The 18,429-nt window shown below is 66.2% G+C and carries 15 protein-coding genes; 7 read left to right on the top strand and 8 right to left on the bottom strand.

What is annotated here, in order from left to right; all coding sequences use genetic code 11:
• Positions 1 to 2 precede the first annotated feature (2 nt).
• The 7 genes from VGN62_RS11550 to VGN62_RS11520 all read left to right on the top strand — a co-directional run bounded on the left by VGN62_RS11550 (position 3) and on the right by VGN62_RS11520 (position 8,234).
• The gene (locus VGN62_RS11550) at positions 3 to 2,189 is read left to right on the top strand and encodes a TonB-dependent receptor (RefSeq protein WP_327453917.1); all 2,187 of its coding nucleotides are present in this window, start codon (positions 3 to 5) and stop codon (positions 2,187 to 2,189) included.
• A 19-nt stretch (positions 2,190 to 2,208) separates the two neighbouring features.
• Positions 2,209 to 3,249, top strand: a complete 1,041-nt coding sequence (locus VGN62_RS11545; RefSeq protein ID WP_327453915.1) for a DUF1611 domain-containing protein — start codon at positions 2,209 to 2,211, stop codon at positions 3,247 to 3,249.
• Positions 3,246 to 4,382 carry a hypothetical protein gene (locus VGN62_RS11540; protein WP_327453913.1) on the top strand — a complete coding sequence of 379 codons (1,137 nt, stop codon included), beginning with the start codon at positions 3,246 to 3,248 and terminating at the stop codon, positions 4,380 to 4,382. Before VGN62_RS11545 ends, VGN62_RS11540 begins: the two co-directional genes overlap by 4 nt.
• Entirely contained in the window at positions 4,382 to 5,959 is a 1,578-nt protein-coding gene (locus tag VGN62_RS11535) for a serine hydrolase (RefSeq protein WP_327453911.1), read from the top strand. Before VGN62_RS11540 ends, VGN62_RS11535 begins: the two co-directional genes overlap by 1 nt.
• The gene (locus VGN62_RS11530) at positions 5,956 to 7,134 is read left to right on the top strand and encodes a dipeptidase (protein WP_327453909.1); all 1,179 of its coding nucleotides are present in this window, start codon (positions 5,956 to 5,958) and stop codon (positions 7,132 to 7,134) included. Before VGN62_RS11535 ends, VGN62_RS11530 begins: the two co-directional genes overlap by 4 nt.
• Before the next feature lie 102 nt (positions 7,135 to 7,236).
• The gene (locus VGN62_RS11525; RefSeq protein WP_327453907.1) at positions 7,237 to 7,752 is read left to right on the top strand and encodes a hypothetical protein; all 516 of its coding nucleotides are present in this window, start codon (positions 7,237 to 7,239) and stop codon (positions 7,750 to 7,752) included.
• Positions 7,752 to 8,234, top strand: a complete 483-nt coding sequence (locus VGN62_RS11520; RefSeq protein ID WP_327453905.1) for a DUF421 domain-containing protein — start codon at positions 7,752 to 7,754, stop codon at positions 8,232 to 8,234. The genes VGN62_RS11525 and VGN62_RS11520 overlap by 1 nt, the downstream gene beginning before the upstream one ends.
• Here the strand turns inward: VGN62_RS11520 and VGN62_RS11515 are convergent.
• The 8 genes from VGN62_RS11515 to VGN62_RS11480 form a co-directional block, all read right to left on the bottom strand.
• Complete coding sequence (locus VGN62_RS11515) at positions 8,231 to 10,162, bottom strand: hypothetical protein (RefSeq protein ID WP_327453903.1); 1,932 nt, start codon at positions 10,160 to 10,162, stop codon at positions 8,231 to 8,233. The genes VGN62_RS11520 and VGN62_RS11515 overlap by 4 nt on opposite strands.
• A gap of 94 nt (positions 10,163 to 10,256) precedes the next feature.
• The gene (locus VGN62_RS11510; RefSeq protein WP_327453901.1) at positions 10,257 to 11,276 is read right to left on the bottom strand and encodes a sugar kinase; all 1,020 of its coding nucleotides are present in this window, start codon (positions 11,274 to 11,276) and stop codon (positions 10,257 to 10,259) included.
• 2 nt (positions 11,277 to 11,278) lie between these two features.
• Complete coding sequence (locus VGN62_RS11505) at positions 11,279 to 12,064, bottom strand: 2-keto-4-pentenoate hydratase (protein WP_327453899.1); 786 nt, start codon at positions 12,062 to 12,064, stop codon at positions 11,279 to 11,281.
• A 19-nt stretch (positions 12,065 to 12,083) separates the two neighbouring features.
• The gene (locus tag VGN62_RS11500) at positions 12,084 to 12,830 is read right to left on the bottom strand and encodes a FadR/GntR family transcriptional regulator (protein ID WP_327453897.1); all 747 of its coding nucleotides are present in this window, start codon (positions 12,828 to 12,830) and stop codon (positions 12,084 to 12,086) included.
• Positions 12,831 to 12,913: 83 nt separating this feature from the next.
• Positions 12,914 to 13,804, bottom strand: a complete 891-nt coding sequence (locus VGN62_RS11495) for an alpha/beta hydrolase (protein WP_327453895.1) — start codon at positions 13,802 to 13,804, stop codon at positions 12,914 to 12,916.
• Positions 13,805 to 13,814: 10 nt separating this feature from the next.
• The gene (locus VGN62_RS11490) at positions 13,815 to 16,691 is read right to left on the bottom strand and encodes a TonB-dependent receptor (protein WP_327453893.1); all 2,877 of its coding nucleotides are present in this window, start codon (positions 16,689 to 16,691) and stop codon (positions 13,815 to 13,817) included.
• Between the two features lie 115 nt (positions 16,692 to 16,806).
• On the bottom strand, positions 16,807 to 17,646 hold the full coding sequence (locus tag VGN62_RS11485; RefSeq protein WP_327453891.1) for a rhamnogalacturonan acetylesterase: 840 nt from the start codon (positions 17,644 to 17,646) through the stop codon (positions 16,807 to 16,809).
• A gap of 22 nt (positions 17,647 to 17,668) precedes the next feature.
• Positions 17,669 to 18,421, bottom strand: coding sequence for an SDR family NAD(P)-dependent oxidoreductase (locus tag VGN62_RS11480; RefSeq protein ID WP_327453889.1), 753 nt, complete (start codon positions 18,419 to 18,421; stop codon positions 17,669 to 17,671).
• Positions 18,422 to 18,429 lie beyond the last annotated feature (8 nt).

Here is an 18,429-nt window from a genome sequence, read left to right as displayed (position 1 = left end):
CGATGAAACAGGGACTGTTTGTTGCAGCAAGCATGGGCGCGATGATGGCAGCGATGCCGGCGCAGGCGCAGGAAGCGGGCGCCGTCGAGGCGAGCGGCGAAATCGTCGTGACCGCGCAGAAGCGGACGCAGAATGTGCAGGACGTGCCGATTTCGATCGCCGTCGTCAGCGGCGAGGAGTTGCAGGAACAGGGCTCGGCCTCGCTCGTCGATTATGCGGGTTATGTGCCCGGCATGAACGTCAGCAACGGCGGCACGCCGGGGCAGACGACGATCACCTTGCGCGGCGTCGCGCCGCTCAACTCGGCGCAGACGGTCGGCATCTATCTCGACGATGCGCCCGTGGGGTCGAGCGCGATCTATAATCGCGCAGGGGCCTTCACGATCGACCTCATGCCCTATGATCTCGAACGGATTGAGGTGCTCAAGGGGCCGCAAGGGACACTCTACGGCGCCAGCTCGATCGGCGGTCTCGTCAAATATGTGACCGTCCAGCCCGATACGCGAGAATTCAAGGTGCGTGCGGGCGTCGAGGGTTTCACGATCAAGGACGCGGGCAGCCTTGGCTGGGGCGGGCAGGTTTATGTCAATGCGCCCATCGCGACCGACACGCTCGCGATTTCGGGCAGCTTCGCGTGGCGCAAGACGCCGGGCTGGGTCGACAGCGTGAACAATGCCGGGCTGAAGGACCAGAATGACTATGAACAGCGCGGCGGCCGCGCAGCGCTGCTGTGGCAGCCGACCCCGGAACTCAGCGTCAAGCTCGCCGGCATCTGGCAGTCGCTCGATTCCGACGGCAACGGCCTCTATGCCGCCGACCTCACCGGGCGGCGGCTCGGCAACGGCCATTCGTTCAACAATTATGTGCCCGAATCCTACGACATCGATCTCGACTATTATGCCGCGACGATCGACTATGACTTCGGCGCCGCGACGCTGACCTCCGCGACGACCTACAGCAAGACGCAGAGCCGGCAGGTGCAAGACGCGAGCTATGCGTTCGGGGTGCTCTTTCCGTTGCTCACCGGCGGCGCGATCGCGCCGGGTATCACACCCTTCGCGCTCGACCTCGGGCTCAAGAAATGGACGCAGGAAGTCCGGCTCGCCTCGCCGAGCGGCGGGCGCTTCGAATGGATGATCGGTGGTTTCTTCACCGACGAAACGACCAGCAATGCGCAGCTGGTCCGCTCGTTCGACATGGCAGGCAATCCGATCGCGGCGCTCGATCCACTCGCGACCGTTGGCCTGCCAGCGACCTACAAGGAATATGCGGTCTTCGGCAACGCGACCTTCAAGCTTTCCGAGCAGTTCGAGATCACCGGCGGTCTCCGCTGGGCGCGCAACGAGCAGACCTTCCGCCAGCAGAGCGAGGGCGCAATCGTACCGAAGGCAGATAATCCCGGCACCTCGGCCGAAAGCGTCTGGACCTTCTCGGTCAGCCCGCAGTTTCATATCAACGAGGACGCGATGCTCTATGCGCGCGTCGCGACGGGTTATCGCCCCGGCGGCCCGAACGTCATCGTTCCCAATGTGCCGCCCAGCGTCGATGCCGACCGCATGACCAACTATGAGGTTGGGCTGAAGGCGGATTTCGCCGACCGGATGGTGACCGTCGACGCGGCCTTTTTCTGGATGGACTGGACCGACATACAGGTCACGCGCGCGTTCGGCGGCGTTTCGGGCGGTGCGAATGGTGGCAAGGCAACGAGCAAGGGTTTCGAAGGCAGCCTCGCGCTGCGCCCGGCGCCCGGCCTGACGATCAGCGCGACGGGCAGCTACACCGACGCGACGCTCAGCGAGGATGTGCCGGACATCAGCGGCGTCGATGGTGACCGCCTGCCGGCGGTGCCGAAGTTCAGCGGCGCGCTGCGCGCCGATTATGAATTCGCACTCGGCAGCAGCAACAAGGGCAGCTTCGGCGTCGGGGTCCGTCATGCAAGCAGCCGTCTGTCGCTGGTCGAGAGCGACCCGCTCGCCGCGCGCGCCAAGCCCTACACGTCGGTCGATCTCAACGCATCGGTCACGTTCAACGACCACTGGACATTGCGCGCCTATGCCCGCAACCTGCTGGACAACAAGGGCGAGATGGCGCGATCGACGATGGCCGACGGTCTCAACCGGCCGAGCTTCCTGGCGATCTCGCCGTTGCAGCCCCGCACCATCGGCGTCGCGCTCGACATGGCTTTCTGATCGTCTGGAGTTGGAAAAGATGAACGCGCCCCTCGGCAGGCTGGCCGACAGACTGGCCCTGCCGCAGCCTTACCTGCTGTTCCTCGGCGATACGACCGAGGCAAGCTATGCCAAGACCGCCTTTGGCCTTGCCGACTGGGCGGCCGATCGTTGCGTCGGCGAGCTGGCGATCGGCGGGTGCACCGTCTCCACCGGCCTGCCGCGCCTGTCGCCCGCCGAAGCGCGGGCGGCGGGGGCGCGGTCGCTGGTGATCGGGGTCGCGAACCAGGGCGGGATCATCGGTGAGAGCTGGATCGCCGCGCTGGTCGAGGCGATGGACGCCGGACTCGATGTCGTCAGCGGCCTCCATGTCCGGCTCGGCAGCATCCCGGCGCTGATCGAGGCCTCGCGGCGCACGGGGCAGCGGCTGATCGATATCCGCACCCCGCCGCCCGCGATCCCGATCGCGAGCGGGCGCAAGCGCAGCGGCAAGCGGCTTCTCACCGTCGGGACCGATTGTGCGCTCGGCAAGAAATATACCGCGCTCGCGCTGCACCGCGCGTTCGTCGAGCGCGGCATCGACGCCGATTTTCGCGCGACGGGGCAGACGGGCATCATGATCGCGGGCGGCGGCATGCCGATGGACGCGGTGGTTTCGGATTTCGAAGCGGGGGCGGCCGAAATGCTCAGCCCCGACGCGACCGACGATCATTGGGACCTGATCGAAGGGCAGGGGTCGATCTTCAACCCCGCTTATGCCGCGGTCTCGCTTGGGCTGCTCCACGGCAGCCAGCCCGACGTGTTCGTCGTCTGCCACGATCCGTCGCGCACGGTGATTCTCGGCATGGAGAGTTTCGAGCTGCCTTCGGTCGAGGAGGTGATCGACCTGACGATCCAGCTCGGCAGCCGCACCAATCCCGCGATCCGCTGCGGCGGCGTGAGCTTCAATACGTCGAGCTATGAAGCCGACGCGGCAGAGGCGCTGATGGCGGCCGAGAGCGAGCGCCTCGGCCTTCCCGTCGCCGATCCGATCCGCGGCGGCGCGGCGTTCGACGCGCTCGTTGAAAATATCCTCGCATGAGTGTGGGCGAGGCGGGCAGCAAGTCGAGCTGGTTCCAGCGCTTCCTGCTGCCCGGTTTTGCACTGAAGGCGGTCATCATCGGCGGCGGCTATGCAACCGGGCGCGAGCTGGCCGAATATTTCGTGCCGTCGGGGCCGTGGGGCGGGCTCGCCGCGATGTTGCTCGCGACGCTGATCTGGAGCGTCGTCGCGGCGCTGACCTTCGCGCTCGCGCGCCAGCTCGGCGCCTATGACTATCGCGCCTTCTTCAAGGGACTTCTGGGACCCGCGTGGGTCGCGTTCGAAGCCGCGTATCTGATTTTCGTCGTCCTCATCCTTGCGGTGTTCGGCGCCGCGGCCGGCGCGATCGGCGCGGCAACCTTCGGCTGGCCCGAACTTGCGGGCGTGATCCTGCTCGCCGTCTCGATCGTCGCGGTCACCGCGTGGGGGACGGGCGTCGTCGAACAGATGTTCAAATATGTCTCGTTCCTGCTCTACGGCGTCTACGGCCTCTTTCTCATCCTCGCGCTCGCCAGCTTCGGCGGGCTGATCGGGCAGGGCTTTGCCAATGCGCCGCCGCCATCGGGCAACTGGATGGCGGGCGGGCTGACCTATGCGAGCTATAACATCGTCGGTGCCGTCGTGATCCTGCCGGTGCTGCGCCATTTGACCAGCCAGCGCGATGCGGTCGTCGCGGGGCTGATCGCGGGGCCATTGTCGATGCTGCCGGCAATCCTGTTTTTCGTTGCGATGATGGCTTTCTACCCCGCGATCGGTGCGGAGACCCTGCCGTCGGACTTCCTGCTCCGCCAGATGACGGTGCCGGGGTTCCACGTCCTGTTCCAGGTGATGATCTTCGCCGCATTGCTCGAAAGCGGAGCAGGCGCGGTCCATGCGATCAACGAGCGCATTTCGGGCGCTGTCGAGAGCCGCGGGCGTCCCGCGCTGACGCCCGGCGCGCGTGCCGTGATCGGCGCGGTCATCCTTGCGGGCTGCATGTTCGTCGCGGGACGCATCGGGCTCGTCGACCTGATCGCCAGCGGATACCGCTTCCTCGCATGGCTGTTCCTTGCGGTCTTTGTGCTGCCGTTGCTCACTGTGGGCGTCTGGCGCCTGCTGCGCCGTTCGCCCGTTCCCGAAATGGAGACTCTCTGATGAAAGCCGTTCGCCTGCTTGCCCTGTCGCTGATGCTTTCGGTGGCGACGCCTGTTTGGGCCGAGCCGCCCGCCGATATCGGGGAAAGCGTCGAGGCGCTTCGCAAGAAGATCGGCGCCGCGGGCGTGTCGATCGCGATCGTCGAGGACGGCAAGACGACGCTGTCGCGCGGCTGGGGCGTGCGCAAGATCGGCGATCCGGCGCCGGTCGACGAACAGACGATCTTCCAGACAGGTTCGACGGGCAAGGCAATGACCGCGACCGCGCTCGCCATCCTCGTCGACGAAGGCAAGATTGCGTGGGACGACCCGGTGATCAAGCATATGCCTTGGTTCCGCATGTATGATGCATGGGTCACGCGCGAGATCACGATCCGCGACCTGCTCGTCCATCGCAGCGGGCTGGGGCTGGGGCAAGGCGACCTGATGTTCGTGCCGCGCACGCACCTGACGCGCAAGCAGACGGTGGAGCGTGTCGCCTACCTCAAACCCGTGACGAGTTTCCGCTCGGCCTATGCCTATGACAATATCCTCTACACGGTCGCCGGGCAGCTGATCGAAGAGGTCACCGGGCAGACGTGGGAAGTGTTCATGCGCGACCGCGTGCTGCGCGCGGGCGGCATGAAAAATGCGACGAGCGATAGCGAGGACCGCTTCCGCATCGCGAACCGGTCGTGGCCGCACGCGCGCCTGTCGGGCGCACTGCGCGGGCTTGGTCCGCAGCAGGCGCTCGACGAACGCGACGAACTGGGACGCAACGGCGCGCCCGCGGGCGGGCTTGCGCTCAGCGCCGACGACATGGCGGCGTGGCTCAAGATTCAGCTTGCGCACGGTGCGCTCCCCGACGGCAAAAGGCTGTTCAGCGAAAAGCAGGCCGCCGAAATGTGGGCGCCGGTTACCCCGATGCCGATCGGTGAACTGCCCGAGGCGCTCAAGCCCGCGCAGCCGACGCAACAGGCCTATGCGCTTGGCTGGCAGGTGCAGGATTATCGCGGGCACCGCATCGTCCAGCACAGCGGCGGGGTCTTCGGCTCGATCACGCGTGTGGTGATGATCCCCGACCGGAATGTCGGTTTCGCGATCATGCTCAACAGCGAGGACAGCGGAATGATCCTCGGCCTGACGTACGAGCTGCTCGATCATTATCTCGATCAGCCCGATTTTGGCTGGACGACCAAATGGCAGGACTGGTTCGAGGCGCGGCTCGCGGGCGGCGAAGCGTTCCTGAAAAAATCGAAGGCGTCGCCGGTGAAATCGGGACCCTCGCTCGCGCTTGCGAGCTATGCGGGGCGCTACCGCGATCCCTGGTATGGCGACATCGTGATCGGGCAGGCCGGCAAGGGGCTGACAATCGACTTCACGTCGACGCCGCGGATGGCGGGGCGGCTCAAGCATTGGCAATATGACAGCTTCGTCACCGATTTCGACGATCCGGCGATCGAACCCGCCTATGTCACCTTCGCGCTCGACGCCGACGGCAAGATCACCGGCGTGACGATGAAGGCGGTCAGCCAGATCGCCGACTTCAGTTGGGATTATCACGATCTCGACCTGAAGCCCGTGAAGAACGCGAAATGAGGCGCATCGCCGTCCTGCTTGCCGCCACCGCGCTGGCCGGCTGCACAGCGGACGAAAAGCCGGCGAAGCCGCCGGAAGGCCCGCTGCACAGCCGGATGCTCGTGCTCGACACGCATCTCGACACGCCGACGCATTTCGAGCGGCAGGGATGGAGTTTCGCCGATCGCCACGCACTGGCCGACGATCTCGTCCAGCTCGACATCCCGCGGATGAAGGACGGTAACCTCGATGGCGGCTTCTTCGTCATCTATACCGATCAGGGGCCGCTGACCGCAAAGGGCTACGCCGACGCGCTTGTCCATGCGCGGTCGCGGTCGGACCTGATCGACCGGACGCTGGGCGCACAGGCAGCGCAGATCGGTTCTGCGCTGACCGCGGGCGACGCGCGGGCGCTGAACAAGGCAGGCAAGCTTATCGCCTTCAAGTCGATCGAGAACAGCTATCCGATCGGCGAAGACCTGTCGCTGCTGGACGAATTTTACAAAAAGGGCGTGCGGCTTGCGGGGCCGGTGCATTCGAAAGACAACCAGTTTGCCGACAGCGCGACGGGCGAGGGGCGCTGGAAGGGGCTGAGCCCGCTCGGCAAGCAGTGGGTCGCCGAGATGAACCGGCTCGGCATCGTCATCGACGCGAGCCATGCGTCGGACGCGGCCTTCGACCAGCTGCTCGCGCTGTCGAAATATCCGATCCTGCTTTCGCACTCGAGCCTGCGCTCGGCGCATAATCACCCGCGCAACCTCGACGAGGCGCGATTGAGGAAGCTTGCCGCCAAGGGCGGCGCGATGTGCCTTTCGACCGTATTCCTGTCGGACATGAACATGTCGTCCGCGCGCGCCGCGCTGTTCGGCAAACTCGAACGCATCGGTACGCTCACGCCAGCCGAACAGGCGGACCTCAACCGCGAGTGGCGCGCGCTCGATGCGAAGGAACGGATGTGGGCCGCGGATTTCGAGGCCTATATGAAGATGGTGTTGCGCGCGATCGAGGTCGGCGGCGTCGATCATGTCTGTTTCGGCGCCGACTGGGATGGCGGCGGCGGCTTGCCGGGCATCGAGGATATCACCGCGCTGCCCAAGGTCACCGAACGGCTGAAGGCCGCGGGCTATTCGGATGCCGACATCGAAAAGATGTGGAGCGGCAACGTCCTGCGCGTGCTCGCCGCGCAGGGGAAATAGAGACCCGCCTCCCGCCGGAAAGCGGAACGAACGGCCGAGCCGTGCGTCCATTGGTCAGTTCCCCGACGTCACGCAGCGGCGGGGTGCAGGCCGGAGGATCGGATGCAGCCGCTCGAAGGAATCGAATCCGGGCCATCGCGTCCGCGCCTTTGGGACCGGCACGCCAGCCCGATTTCGATCCTGATCCTGGGCGGCATCCTGCTCGCGGCTTGGCTGGGTGTTACCGGGGGGCAGCCCAGCCCGCCCAAGACAGTGGATTTCGGCGATGCTCGCCTGACCGTGAAGACGCCGATGACGATCCGTAACGGCGAATTTTTCGAAACCGACATCACGCTGATCGCCAAGGTGCCGATCGAAGACGCGGTCATCGCCGTGTCGCCCGCGCTCTGGCGCGACATGACGGTGAACACGATGATCCCGGCCGCCGCCGAGGAAAGTGTCGAGGACGGCCGGTTCCATTTCGCTTACGGGCGGCTCGATGCGGGCGACAGCCTGCACGTCAAGATCGACGGCCAGATCAACCCGCCGCTCTTCGCCGGGACCGAAGGCGAGATCGCGGTCTTCGACGGCGACCGTCGCATCGGCGCGATGCCGCTGCGCATCAAGGTGCGTCCCTGATGGATATCGTCCTGCGCGCCACGGTGATGTTCTTCATCCTGTTCCTGCTGATCCGGCTGCTCGGCAAGCGTGAACTCGGCCAGATGACTCCGTTCGAATTTGTCGTGCTCGTCGTGCTCGGCGATCTGATCCAGCAGGGCGTGACGCATAATGACTTCAGCCTGACGGGTGCGACGCTCGCGATCTGCACTTTCGCCTTCTGGGCGCTCGTGCTCAGCTGGACCGCCTATCTCTTCCCGCGCGCCAAGGACCTTCTCGAGGGGGCGCCGCGGGTGATCGTGCGCGACGGCAAGGTGGTCGAGGAAAATCTGCGCCGCGACCGGCTGACGCGCGATGAGATATTGTCCGAAATGCGCCTCGCGGGCATCGGCCGGATGTCGGACGTCGCGTGGGCGATCCTCGAACCGCAGGGCAAGATGAGCTTCATCAAGAAGGGCGATCAGGCTTCGCCGCAGCGGGATCGGGACGGGCCCGCCAGCTAGTAGATCGGCGTGATCTGCATCTGCGGCAGCGGCCTGGGTGTGCCGTCGCCGAGATCGGGGCCGAGGTCGGCCCATTCCTTGCCGCGGGCGACGAGGTCGGCGTAGAGATTCTGCGACGCCGACTGCGCCTCGGCCGAGCGGAATTTATAGGAAACGGGTGACGGTGTTCCGGTTCGCACCGTCGCGAACGCGCCTTCATAGGCCGGTATCGGCGGCGCGACGTCGGCGCTGACGGCGATCCGCATCGTATAGCGCTGAAGTCCCGACGCGACATTGCGCCATCGCACCCAATAATGGTTGGCGAAGGAAAAGCTGTATAGCCGCTCGCCCGCGGCGGTCCCTTTCAGCGAAATGCTGTCGAGGATCGCCTGCGACATGTCGAGGTTCATGCCGCCTTCGGTCGCGTCGAGCGAGACGTGGACGATCCGGTCGCGCTGTCCCGGCGCGCGCGATTGCAGGAGGTCGCGCCAGTTCTGCATCGTGCTGATGATCCCGAACAGAAAGCCCGAAATCTCGGCGAGCGCCACCGGCCGCGCGATCGAGCGGTAGCTGCGCCGCCACCCGCGATTGTTGTGGAGCGGAAGCCATACCGCGGCTTCGGCCGCGTCGCGCGGGTTCGGTGGTTCGCCGCTCTCGACCGGGGGGCCGGTGTCGCTGTCCTGCGGATAGACGAGATTGATCGCGAAGGTCGGCCAGCGCGGAAGCGGGGCGTCGAAGAGGTGGAGCGGGAAATTGCTCGACACGCCGCCGTCCGAAAACCAGCAGATGCGAAAGCCTTCGATCGACGAGGCGGGCGCCTCGCCGCCGGTCGCGAGGCTGTCGGTGCTCTGGCTCAGCGTGGTTTCCTTGCCGGCCTCTTCGCCGTCGAACGTCTCGCCTTCGTCGTCGCCGCGCTGCGTCCGCCTGCCGACCGGTTCGTGGAGCGGCACCGCGCTGATCAGCAGCGGAAAGCTCAGGCTCATCCGCATTGCCACGAGGACGGGCATCCGTCCCTTCGAGGGCAAGCGGTAATAGGCCTTGTCGCCGACCCGGTCGGGCGCGCCTGCTTCGGCGACGATTGCGTCGACGACGACAGGGGGAAACAGCAGGTCGAACTCTTCGCGCAGGAACCAGAATGTCGCGTCGGTGAAGGGCAGCGTTCGCGGTTCGTGATGCGACACGCCGGTGGTGATCATCTGGAGCGTGATCGCGGTTTCGGTTGCGGGCTCGCCGGGATAGCGCGGCGCCGACCACAGGTCGTCGAAGCGGAGCGGATCCGTCGCCGCCTTGCCCGACAGCGACTGCAGGACATCGTGGAGCCATTCGGTCAGCGCGGGTTGTGATGCGCCCTGACGCACCGTCCGGCCCGAGCACAGCCCGAGGAGGTTGCGCCGGGCGACGCGCGCGACGCGCAGCACCGCGGCGATCGCCGCACCCAGATAGGCGCAAATAGCGGATGGAAGTGCGACGGCAGCCAGCCCCGGCGCGCCCGCGAACCAATAGCCGAGCGAAAGGAACAGCCCGAGCAGGAGGAGTCCCTCCAGCGGCGCGACCGCCACCACGGCGATCATGGCCGCGAACAGCTTGCGGAGCGGGCCGGCATTGCCGGCGAGGGTGACGATCAACCGATAGGCGTTCTTCGCCCCGCGAGCGGGCTGGAACAGGCCGAAGATGAAGCCTTGCGAGGAAAGCTGCGCCGCGACACGTTCGAGCCCGGCGAAGCCGAGGGTCGCGGGGCAGGGCGCGGCCGATCCCGATGCGATATGTTTGCGATCGCCGAGCGCTGCCGCGGCGGTGGCGGCCGCGGCAATCGCGCCCGCCGACGTCCCGCCGATATTCTTGAAGCGGAAATCGCGCGCGAGTGCGAGGACGGCGTTGGGATAGACGACGCCGCTTGTGATGCCGCCCTTCATTACGAGGTCGCAATAGCGGGTCGGCGTCTGGCTCATGGTCACGCTCTCCGGGACGAACGGGGCTTTCTTTGCCCCTTCTTACCCCGGCGCGCCGGTCAAGTCGCTGCCGTTGTTGGACAATAGCGCCGGGTCAGCGCGCCACGTCGCTCGCCGCAGGCGAGGCGCCCTGAAGCAGGCGTCGCGACAGCGGGGCGAAATCGCCGCGGATGCCGTGTGCGAGTGCTGCGGCGGCGAGGCCGTTTTGCGCGACGGCCGCAAGGGGTTGGCCGTTAAGAAGCGCGTCGAGTATCCCTGCGGCGAACGCATCGCCGGTGCCGATCCGGTCGATCACCGGGGTGACGACGATGGCGTCACTCTGTGCCTGATCGCCGCGCGTGTCGATCCGCGCGCTCAGCTCGTGGCGCGTCGGCTCGATGATGCGGCGCGCGGTCGACGCGACGCGTTCGAGCCGTGGGAAGGCGTCGAGCAGCGCGAGCGCCGCCTCGCGCCGCCGGTCGGCACCATCGCCCGAAAAATCGCGGCCGAGGAGCAACGAGGCGTCGCGGTGGTTGCCGAACAGCAGCGTAGCTTCGGCGACGATCGGCCGCAGGATCGCGGCGGGGTCGTCATGCCAGCGTTCCCAAAGCTTGCCGCGCCAGTTGCCGTCGAACGAGACGCCGATCCCTCCGGCGCGCGCGCGGCGCACCGCTTCGAGCACCGCGTCGGCACTGCGCTGGCAGAGCGCCGGGGTGACCCCCGACAGGTGCAGCCAGCCGACGCCCGCGAGCAGATGGTCCCAGTCCCAATCGGCGGGCGCCATCGTCGCGAAGGCGGTTTCGGCGCGGTCGTACTGGACATCGTCGGGGCGCATCGGGCCGCCGGGCAGGTGGTAATAGAGGCCCATCCGGCCCGCCGGCCGCAACAGGCGCCGCGTGTCGACCCCGTGGCTGCGCAGCCGGTCGACGACGCCATCGCCGAGCGCGCCATCGGGAACCGTGCCGAGCATCGCGACGTCATGACCGAGCGATGCCAGCGCGACCGCGACATTCGCTTCGGCGCCGCCGACATGCACGTCGAAGCGCGCCGATTGCAGCGGCAACTCGCCGTGCGGGACGCCGAGCCGCAAAACGACCTCGCCGAAACAGGCGATTTTCTTGGTCGGGTCGATCATGGTCAGGCTCCGGGGTCGGGGATGGCGGTGCAGGCGATGCGGATGCGATCGCCGAAACGGGCGGTCGCCGACTGGCCGGGGGTTATCGGATGGACCCCGGTGATCGCGCCCGCCGAAATCCACTGGTCGGGTTCGAGCCGGATCACCCCGTCGTGATGGAGGCCGACGAGGAAGCGCAGCGAACCCCAAGGGCCGTCGAGCACGTCGCATGCGCGCCCGGTGCCGACCTGGGCGCCGTCGATTGCGGTTGTCACCTCAAGGCGGTCGAAATCGGCGGCGTCGAGGCGCGGGCCGATGAGCAGGCCGTTGTTGATCCCGATGTCGGCGATGATGCCGAAGGGCGCGTGCGAATGGACGTCGGGGGCGGGCGAACTCGCGATCTCGAAACCCGCATGGATGGCGTCGACCCAGCCGCGCGCATCGTCGGTGGCAACAAGCGGGCGATCGGGCACGGCGCGAAGGCGGAGCATCGTCTCGGCCTCGATTGCACCTGCGCCGCCTATGAAGACGCGCGCTTCGCCCGGCGTGTCGCCAGCGAGCTCGGCGCAGCGGAGGATCGGGCCCGCAAGCCGCTCGGCGCCGAGCGCGCCGACCAGCGCCGGCGGAATACGTCCGACCTTCCAGCCGAGCACCGGCCCGCCGAGTGCGGCGAGCAAGTCCTGCTGCATCGCGTAGGCATCGGCGAGGGTTGCGGGCACCGGCCTGGGGAAATGCTCCAACGCGCGACCGGTTCGCCGGGCTTCGAGGAGGGCGGAAACCGCGTCCTGCGCGCGCGTCGCGGCGCTCATGGCAGCGGTTCCGGCGGCATCAGGCGAGCTTGGCGCTCAGCAGATAGCGTTCGCGGCTTTCGGCCGAGCGCTGACGCAGTTCGACGAGTGCGCGTTCCTCGGTTTCGTCGAGCATCGATTCGAGCAGGCGGTTGAAATGGCGCCGCATCGCGAGCCGCGCGCCCGACGCATCGCGCTTGCGCAGCGCTTCGACGACGTCCGAATGTTCGGACTGGCGGGCCTTGCCGTCCTTCTGACAGACCATCGAATGGCTTGTCCGCACTTCGGGCAATTCCATCCGCATCCGCCACAGGCTTTCGATCACATGGATGATCGCCTTGTTGTTCGACGCCGCGGCGATCGTCATGTGAAATTCGCGGTCGATCGCGCTGATCTGGTCCTCGCTGGCATTTTCGTCGGCCATCGCGGTCAGCAGCGTTTCGAGCGTTTCGAGCGTCTCGGCCGAGATGGTCGGTGCGGCGAGCGCCGCGGCCTCGGCCTCGAACAGCGATCGCGCCTCGGTCAGTTCGAACGCGCTGACCTTGGGCAGGACGGCATTGTCGCCCGGAAGCACGGCTTCGACATAGGCGCCGGCGCCGGTCCGGATGTGAATCCAGCCCGTCGCCTGCAACGCGATCTCGGCTTCGCGGATCGTCACGCGGCTGACCTCGAACCGTTCGGACAGCTCGCGCTCGCCAGGCAACCGCGTCCCGGGCGGATAGGTTCCGTCCAGGATCAGGCGCCGGATCGTGTCGGCGACATCCTCGAAAAGGCGGCGTTCGGCCATGGTTCAGTCATCTCCCCAACTATGTCTCAGGGAGTCCATACAATCCGGTATGACAAGTTTGAAGCCCATGACCGACGCGCGCATCAGTTTTTCGTCCCGCAGGCAGCCGGAGGCGTTACGCCGTGGCCGCACAGGAAAGCCAGCGCGCGCGCGGTCATCGCCGACTGGCTGGCCGGATCGAACTTGCCATGCCCGCCGCCCGCGACGACGAAGATGTCCGAAGGGACCGCCAGCGCGTCGAGCCGCCCTTTGAGCTCGATCGATTGCGCGACCGGGACGACGGGATCGGCGTCGCCGTGGGCGATAAAAACCGGCGGGCTGGCGGCGGAGAGCCAGGTGACGGGCGACATGCGGCGCTCCATCGCGGCGGCCCCGGGCCCCGTGCCGATCCAGTTCGCGACCGTCGGGTGTCGCTTGCCGCCGTCGGTCGCGGTCAGGTCGGCGGGGCCATAGAAATCGAGGATCGCCGCGGCCTTCGGACCCTGTTTGCAATCATCGGGATCGACATCGTTCGCGGGCGGCAACAGCCCGGCCATCAGCGCGAGGTGGCCGCCGGCCGAGGTTCCCGAAACGACGATCCGCCTGCTGTCGAAACCGAGCCGCGCCGCGTTGGCACCGACCCAGTGCAGCGCGCAGCGCGCATCCTCTACCGCCGCGGGGGCGGGGGCCTGGCCCGCGAGCCGGTACTGGACCGTGACAAGCGAAAAACCGGCGGCAAGATAGGGGCGAAAGCCGGTCCAGCTTTCGGGGCGCGCCCCGCGCGCCCATCCGCCGCCGTGGAAATGGACGAGCACGGGGCCGGGTGTTTTCCCCGTATCGGGGTGGACATAGATGTCGAGGTGCAGCGGCAGGCCGCCGACGGTGCGATAGACCGCGTCCTTCACGATCATACGCGGTTCGACGCCGTCGGCGGCGGACGCGCCCGTTCCCGGGAGCGCCGCCGCCATCGTCAAGCCGAGTATGGCGAGCCGCATCGTCCGGGCCCTAGATCCGCGCCCGGATGCCGACGAAATATTTGGCGCCATAATAGTGGTACTGACGGCTGCTGCCATAGACCGGCATATAGGTCGCCTTCGGCTCGTTGAAGATGTTGAGCGCCTCGAAGCGGAGCGACACGCCCTTCATCAGGTTGAGCGACGCACGGAAATCGACGGTCTCGCTGGGCCCGACGTAGCGGAGCTGGCTGTTGCCGCCGACGAAGTCCTGGAAATAGCTCGACCGGTAATTGTAGATCGCCTGCAGCGACACGGGGCCGATATCGTAATAGGCCTGCGCCGACAGCACATGCTTCGAATAGCCTGAGAGATTCGCAGGCGGGATGAGACCCTCGGACGTCGTTTCGGTTGCCGGATTATATTGGTCACCGAGGCGGATGTCCTGCGTTTCGAAGTTCGAATCCGCATAATTGTAGCTGACCTTGGCACCGAGCCCGTCGAGCGGCTTCGGCAGGAAGCTGAAGCGCGTCGCTGCGGTCAGTTCGAGGCCATAGATGCGCGACTTGTCGGGGCTATTGCGCGTCTGCGTCACGGGGACGGTGGTGTTCTCGCCGTTGATCGTGAAGGTCTCGTCATAGACGACCGGCTCGAAGCCGCCGTTGAACTGCTTGTAATAGACGGTCGCCGACAGCAGGCTGTCCTTGTTCGGATACCATTCGATCGCGGCATCGGCGTTCCACGACATCAGCGGTTTCAGGCCCGGGCTCCCGTTGGACTGGATGTTGCGGATCGCTTCGGCGACCGAAGAGAAATTGCCGTCGATCGTGATCGTGCGGCCGGCTCCGAGCGCGCTGGGGTTCGGACGCGACATCGCGCGATAGCCCGCAAGGCGCAATTGCGTGTTGGGCGCGACTTCGAAGATCGCGTTGATGCTGGGCAGGATGCGCGTGCTGCTGCTCTTGGACGTGACCGTTTCGAACTGGCCGTTGATGGTCTTGATCTGGAAGGTGCCGTCGCCATTGTCGACGATCTGGAGATCGCTGCGCAGGCCGTCGGAGACGACGCGCGTGTTGACGACGCGGACGCCGATATTGCCGCGGACCGGCATGTTGCCGAGGTCGGCGTCATAGTCTGCCATGACATAACCTGCGAGCGTCCGTTCGGTAACGTCACGGTTGGCCGTCGCGCGGGTGTCGTCGAGGTTGCCGGGATCTTCAGCACCCATATATTCGCGGAACAGACAGTCGACGTCGAAGGTCGCCCAGCTGTTGATGCTGTTGCCCTTGGCCGCCGACAGGAAGTTGGTCTGCGGAAAGGCCTGACGGCACAGATTGTTGATGCGCCGGTCCTCGGTCATCGCCGGGTTCAGGTTGAAGTCGCCGTTGCGCACATCATAGTCGCGATAGGTCAGCTGCGACCATCGCCCGCCCGCCGATATCCTCTTCAGGAAGCCGTCGAGTTCGTAGATCGCGTCGAAGCGGCCCGCGAAAATCTCGTTGTGGCGTTTGCTCTCGTCGCGGCGGAAGCGCGCGTCGTCCCAGAAGAGATTATGGTTGTTGAGGTCGAAGCGCGGATCGATGGTGATCGTCGGCACGAAGCTGCCCGGCGTGATCTCGTATTTGTAGGGCACGCGCATGTTGTTCGACGCGAAACCGTTCCCCGTCACGCTGAAAAAATTGCGCGTGCCATTGACGTCGAAGGGATCGGTGCGCAGGCGGACGTTGCGCTCGATCTCGGTGCGGACCGTGCGCGAATAGCTGCCGTCGAGCTTGATCGTCAGCCGGTCGTTCGCTTTCCAGTCGACCGACAGGCCGCCGCCCAGATATTCCTCGGCGCGCGACAGTTCGGATCCGTTCGATTCGAGCGCCGACAGGCCGTTCAGGCTCTGGACCACGCCATTTTCGTCATAAACGACGTTGGTCAGGCCGTTGCGCGCTTCGGAGATATTGAGGTCGCGGCGGCTCTCGACGAAGGTGCGGTCCGAATATTGGACGTCGAGGTTGATATCGAGGGTGTCGGTCGGACGCCACTGGATCGCGCCGAACACCGCGTCGCGCTTGTCGGTCTCGCTGATCTGCCGGAAAGTATAGGCGTTGGGGACGAGGAAGAACGGATTCTTGCCGTAATCCGCGCGCTGGAGTTCGGTGCAGTTGCCGGTCGCGACATTGTCGGCCCGGCACGCCGTCCAGGTTGACGATGCGGCATAGGTTTCTTCCGGATTGTTCGTGTCGTTGCGCTGGACGCCGATCGCAATCCCGATCGTGTCGTTCGCGAACTGGTCGACATAGCTCAGCGTGCCGCGCCAGCCGATGCCGCCCGACCCGCCGGTGATGCGGTCGCCATAAGGATTATACTGCGCCTTGACCTCGCCCTGCAGGCGGCGCTTACCGAAATCGAGCGGGCGCAGCGTCCCGATCTCGATCGTGCCCGCGACGCCGCCTTCGACAAGGCTTGCCTGCTGGGTCTTGTAGATCTTGATATTGTTGACGAGTTCGGACGGGAACTGGTTGAAGTTCACCGACCGGTCGCCGCTGCCGTTCGTGGCATCGCGGCCGTTGAAAGTCGCGTTCGACAGGAAGGGGCCAAGGCCGCGCAGCGCGATTTCGGACGCGTCGCCCTTTTCGCGGTGCGTCGTCGCGCCGGTGATCGTCTGGATCGCCTGGCCGACCGAGATGGCGGGGATGTCGCCGATATCGTCCGACGACAGCGCGTCGACGATCGCGGTTTCCTCACGCTTGGTATTGATCGAATTCTGGATCGTCTCGCGAATGCCGGTGACGACGATCGCGTCTTCCTCATTCTCGGCCTGCGGCGCCGGGGCGGGCGCGTCCTGCGCCATTGCGGGCATCGCGGCGATCAGCAGCGTCGAGCCTGCGCCGGCCAGCAAGGCTGCGCGCAGCGTGCGCGCGTGATTACGAGAATTCACTTCGTCTCTCCCCAAATGTCGATTCTGTTCTGACCAATAATGTCAGGCATTGCAGCAAAATTGTCAACCACTGTGTATGGCAAATTGGTTAGTCCAATTTGCCATACACTTGTCGTCATCGGACGAGCTGGCTCCGCAGCGCCGGAACGGCGCGCGCCAAGGCCTGCGTGACGAGCTTGGCGGTCACTTCGGCTCCGATGGCACCGAGGTGCGTGTAGTCGAACTTGCGCGTGACCTGTCCGCGCGCGCCGTCGCCGGTGATCGGCGGCGGCGACGGCGGGGCCGGCGGCGCGGGCAGGGTGGTCCCCGCCTTGGCCGCCGCGAGCTCCTCCGCCGTCGGCGGCTCCTGCGCGAGCTTGGTCGCCATCTCGGCGCCCATCTCTTGCGCCTGGCGCGCGCTGAGGGCGTTGAGGTCGACCAGCGGCACATCCATTGCCTTGGCGACGCCGCGCACCTGGTCGGACCAGCTCGCGAGCGTGTTCTTGAGCTTGCCGTCCTTGAACTCGCGCCGGGTCAGCGGCGTCACGAGCACGGGGGTTGCCCCCGCCGCCTTCACCTCTTCGACGAAGCGGCGAAGGTTGGCGGGAAACTCCGTCGTTTCGTCGGTCCAGCGTTCGGGGCGCGTCGACTGGTCATTGTGCGCGAACTGGATCAGCACCCAGGTACCGCGATATCCCGGCACTTTCGCCTCGGCGAGCGCGATGTCCCAGCCGCCTTCCTGGCGATAGCTGCGCGTGCTGCGCCCGCCGCGTCCGGCGTTGACGCACGCGACCGACGATTTGACGTGTTGCGCGCAAAAGGCGCCGCCCCAGCCGCTGTGCGGCGCCATCGTCGAATCGCCGACAAGGATGATCTTGTACGGCTCGAGCGGTTCGGCATCGGTCCGCTCGCGGGTCTGGGCCTGCGCCCCGCTGGTCAGCAGGGCGGCCGTGGCTGTGGCGAGAAGCCAGCGCATATTCACGTCCTTTCGGATGAACTCAGGAAAAGGCGAGGCCGCCGTTGATGTCGAGGCAGACCCCGGCGAGGAAGCTTGCCGCCGGCGACGCGAGATAGACGATCGTGTCGGCAACCTCGTCGGGATGGCCTTCGCGGCGGAGCGGCGTGTTGCCCGCAACCGCGGCGCGCCCTTCGGGCTTCGAGAAGATGTCGTGGAAGCTCGTGCCGATCAGGCCGGGGCAGACGGCGTTGACGCGGATGCCCTGCGGCCCCAGTTCCTTTGCCATCGAACGCGTGTAGGTCATCAGCGCGCCCTTTGCGGTCGCATAGACCGATGCGCCCGGACCGCCGCCGTCGCGGCCCGCGAGCGACGATACGTTCACGACCGCCGATCCTTCGCCGAGGAAGGGCTGCGACGCCTGCAGGACGAGGAAGGCCGATTTGAGGTTGAGCGTCATGACATGGTCGAAGAATTCCTCGTCCATTTCGCTGAGCGTCTTGCGCGCGACCATGCCGCCCGCGAGGTTGACGAGGATGTCGAGCCGGCCGCTGAACGCGACGCCGACTTCTTCGAGCATCGTTTTGACCGCGCTGCTGTCGGTGACGTCGGCCTGTACGAGGAAGGCGTCGCCGCCCGCCTCCTGAATCGTCTTCAGCGTGTCTTCGGCGGCTTCGCGGCCGCTGTTATAGTTGATCGCGACGCGAACGCCGGCGCGGGCGAGGGCGATCGAGACCGATCGGCCGATGTCGCGGCCGCCGCCAGTGACGAGCGCGGTTTTCCCCTGGAGAGTCATGTGATGCA

The sequence above is a fragment of the Sphingopyxis sp. genome (assembly GCF_035998905.1).
In the GTDB taxonomy this organism is placed as follows: Bacteria; Pseudomonadota; Alphaproteobacteria; order Sphingomonadales; family Sphingomonadaceae; genus Sphingopyxis.
The sequence above is the reverse complement of the archived record's forward strand: the minus strand, read 5'-3'. Positions and strand labels throughout refer to the sequence as shown.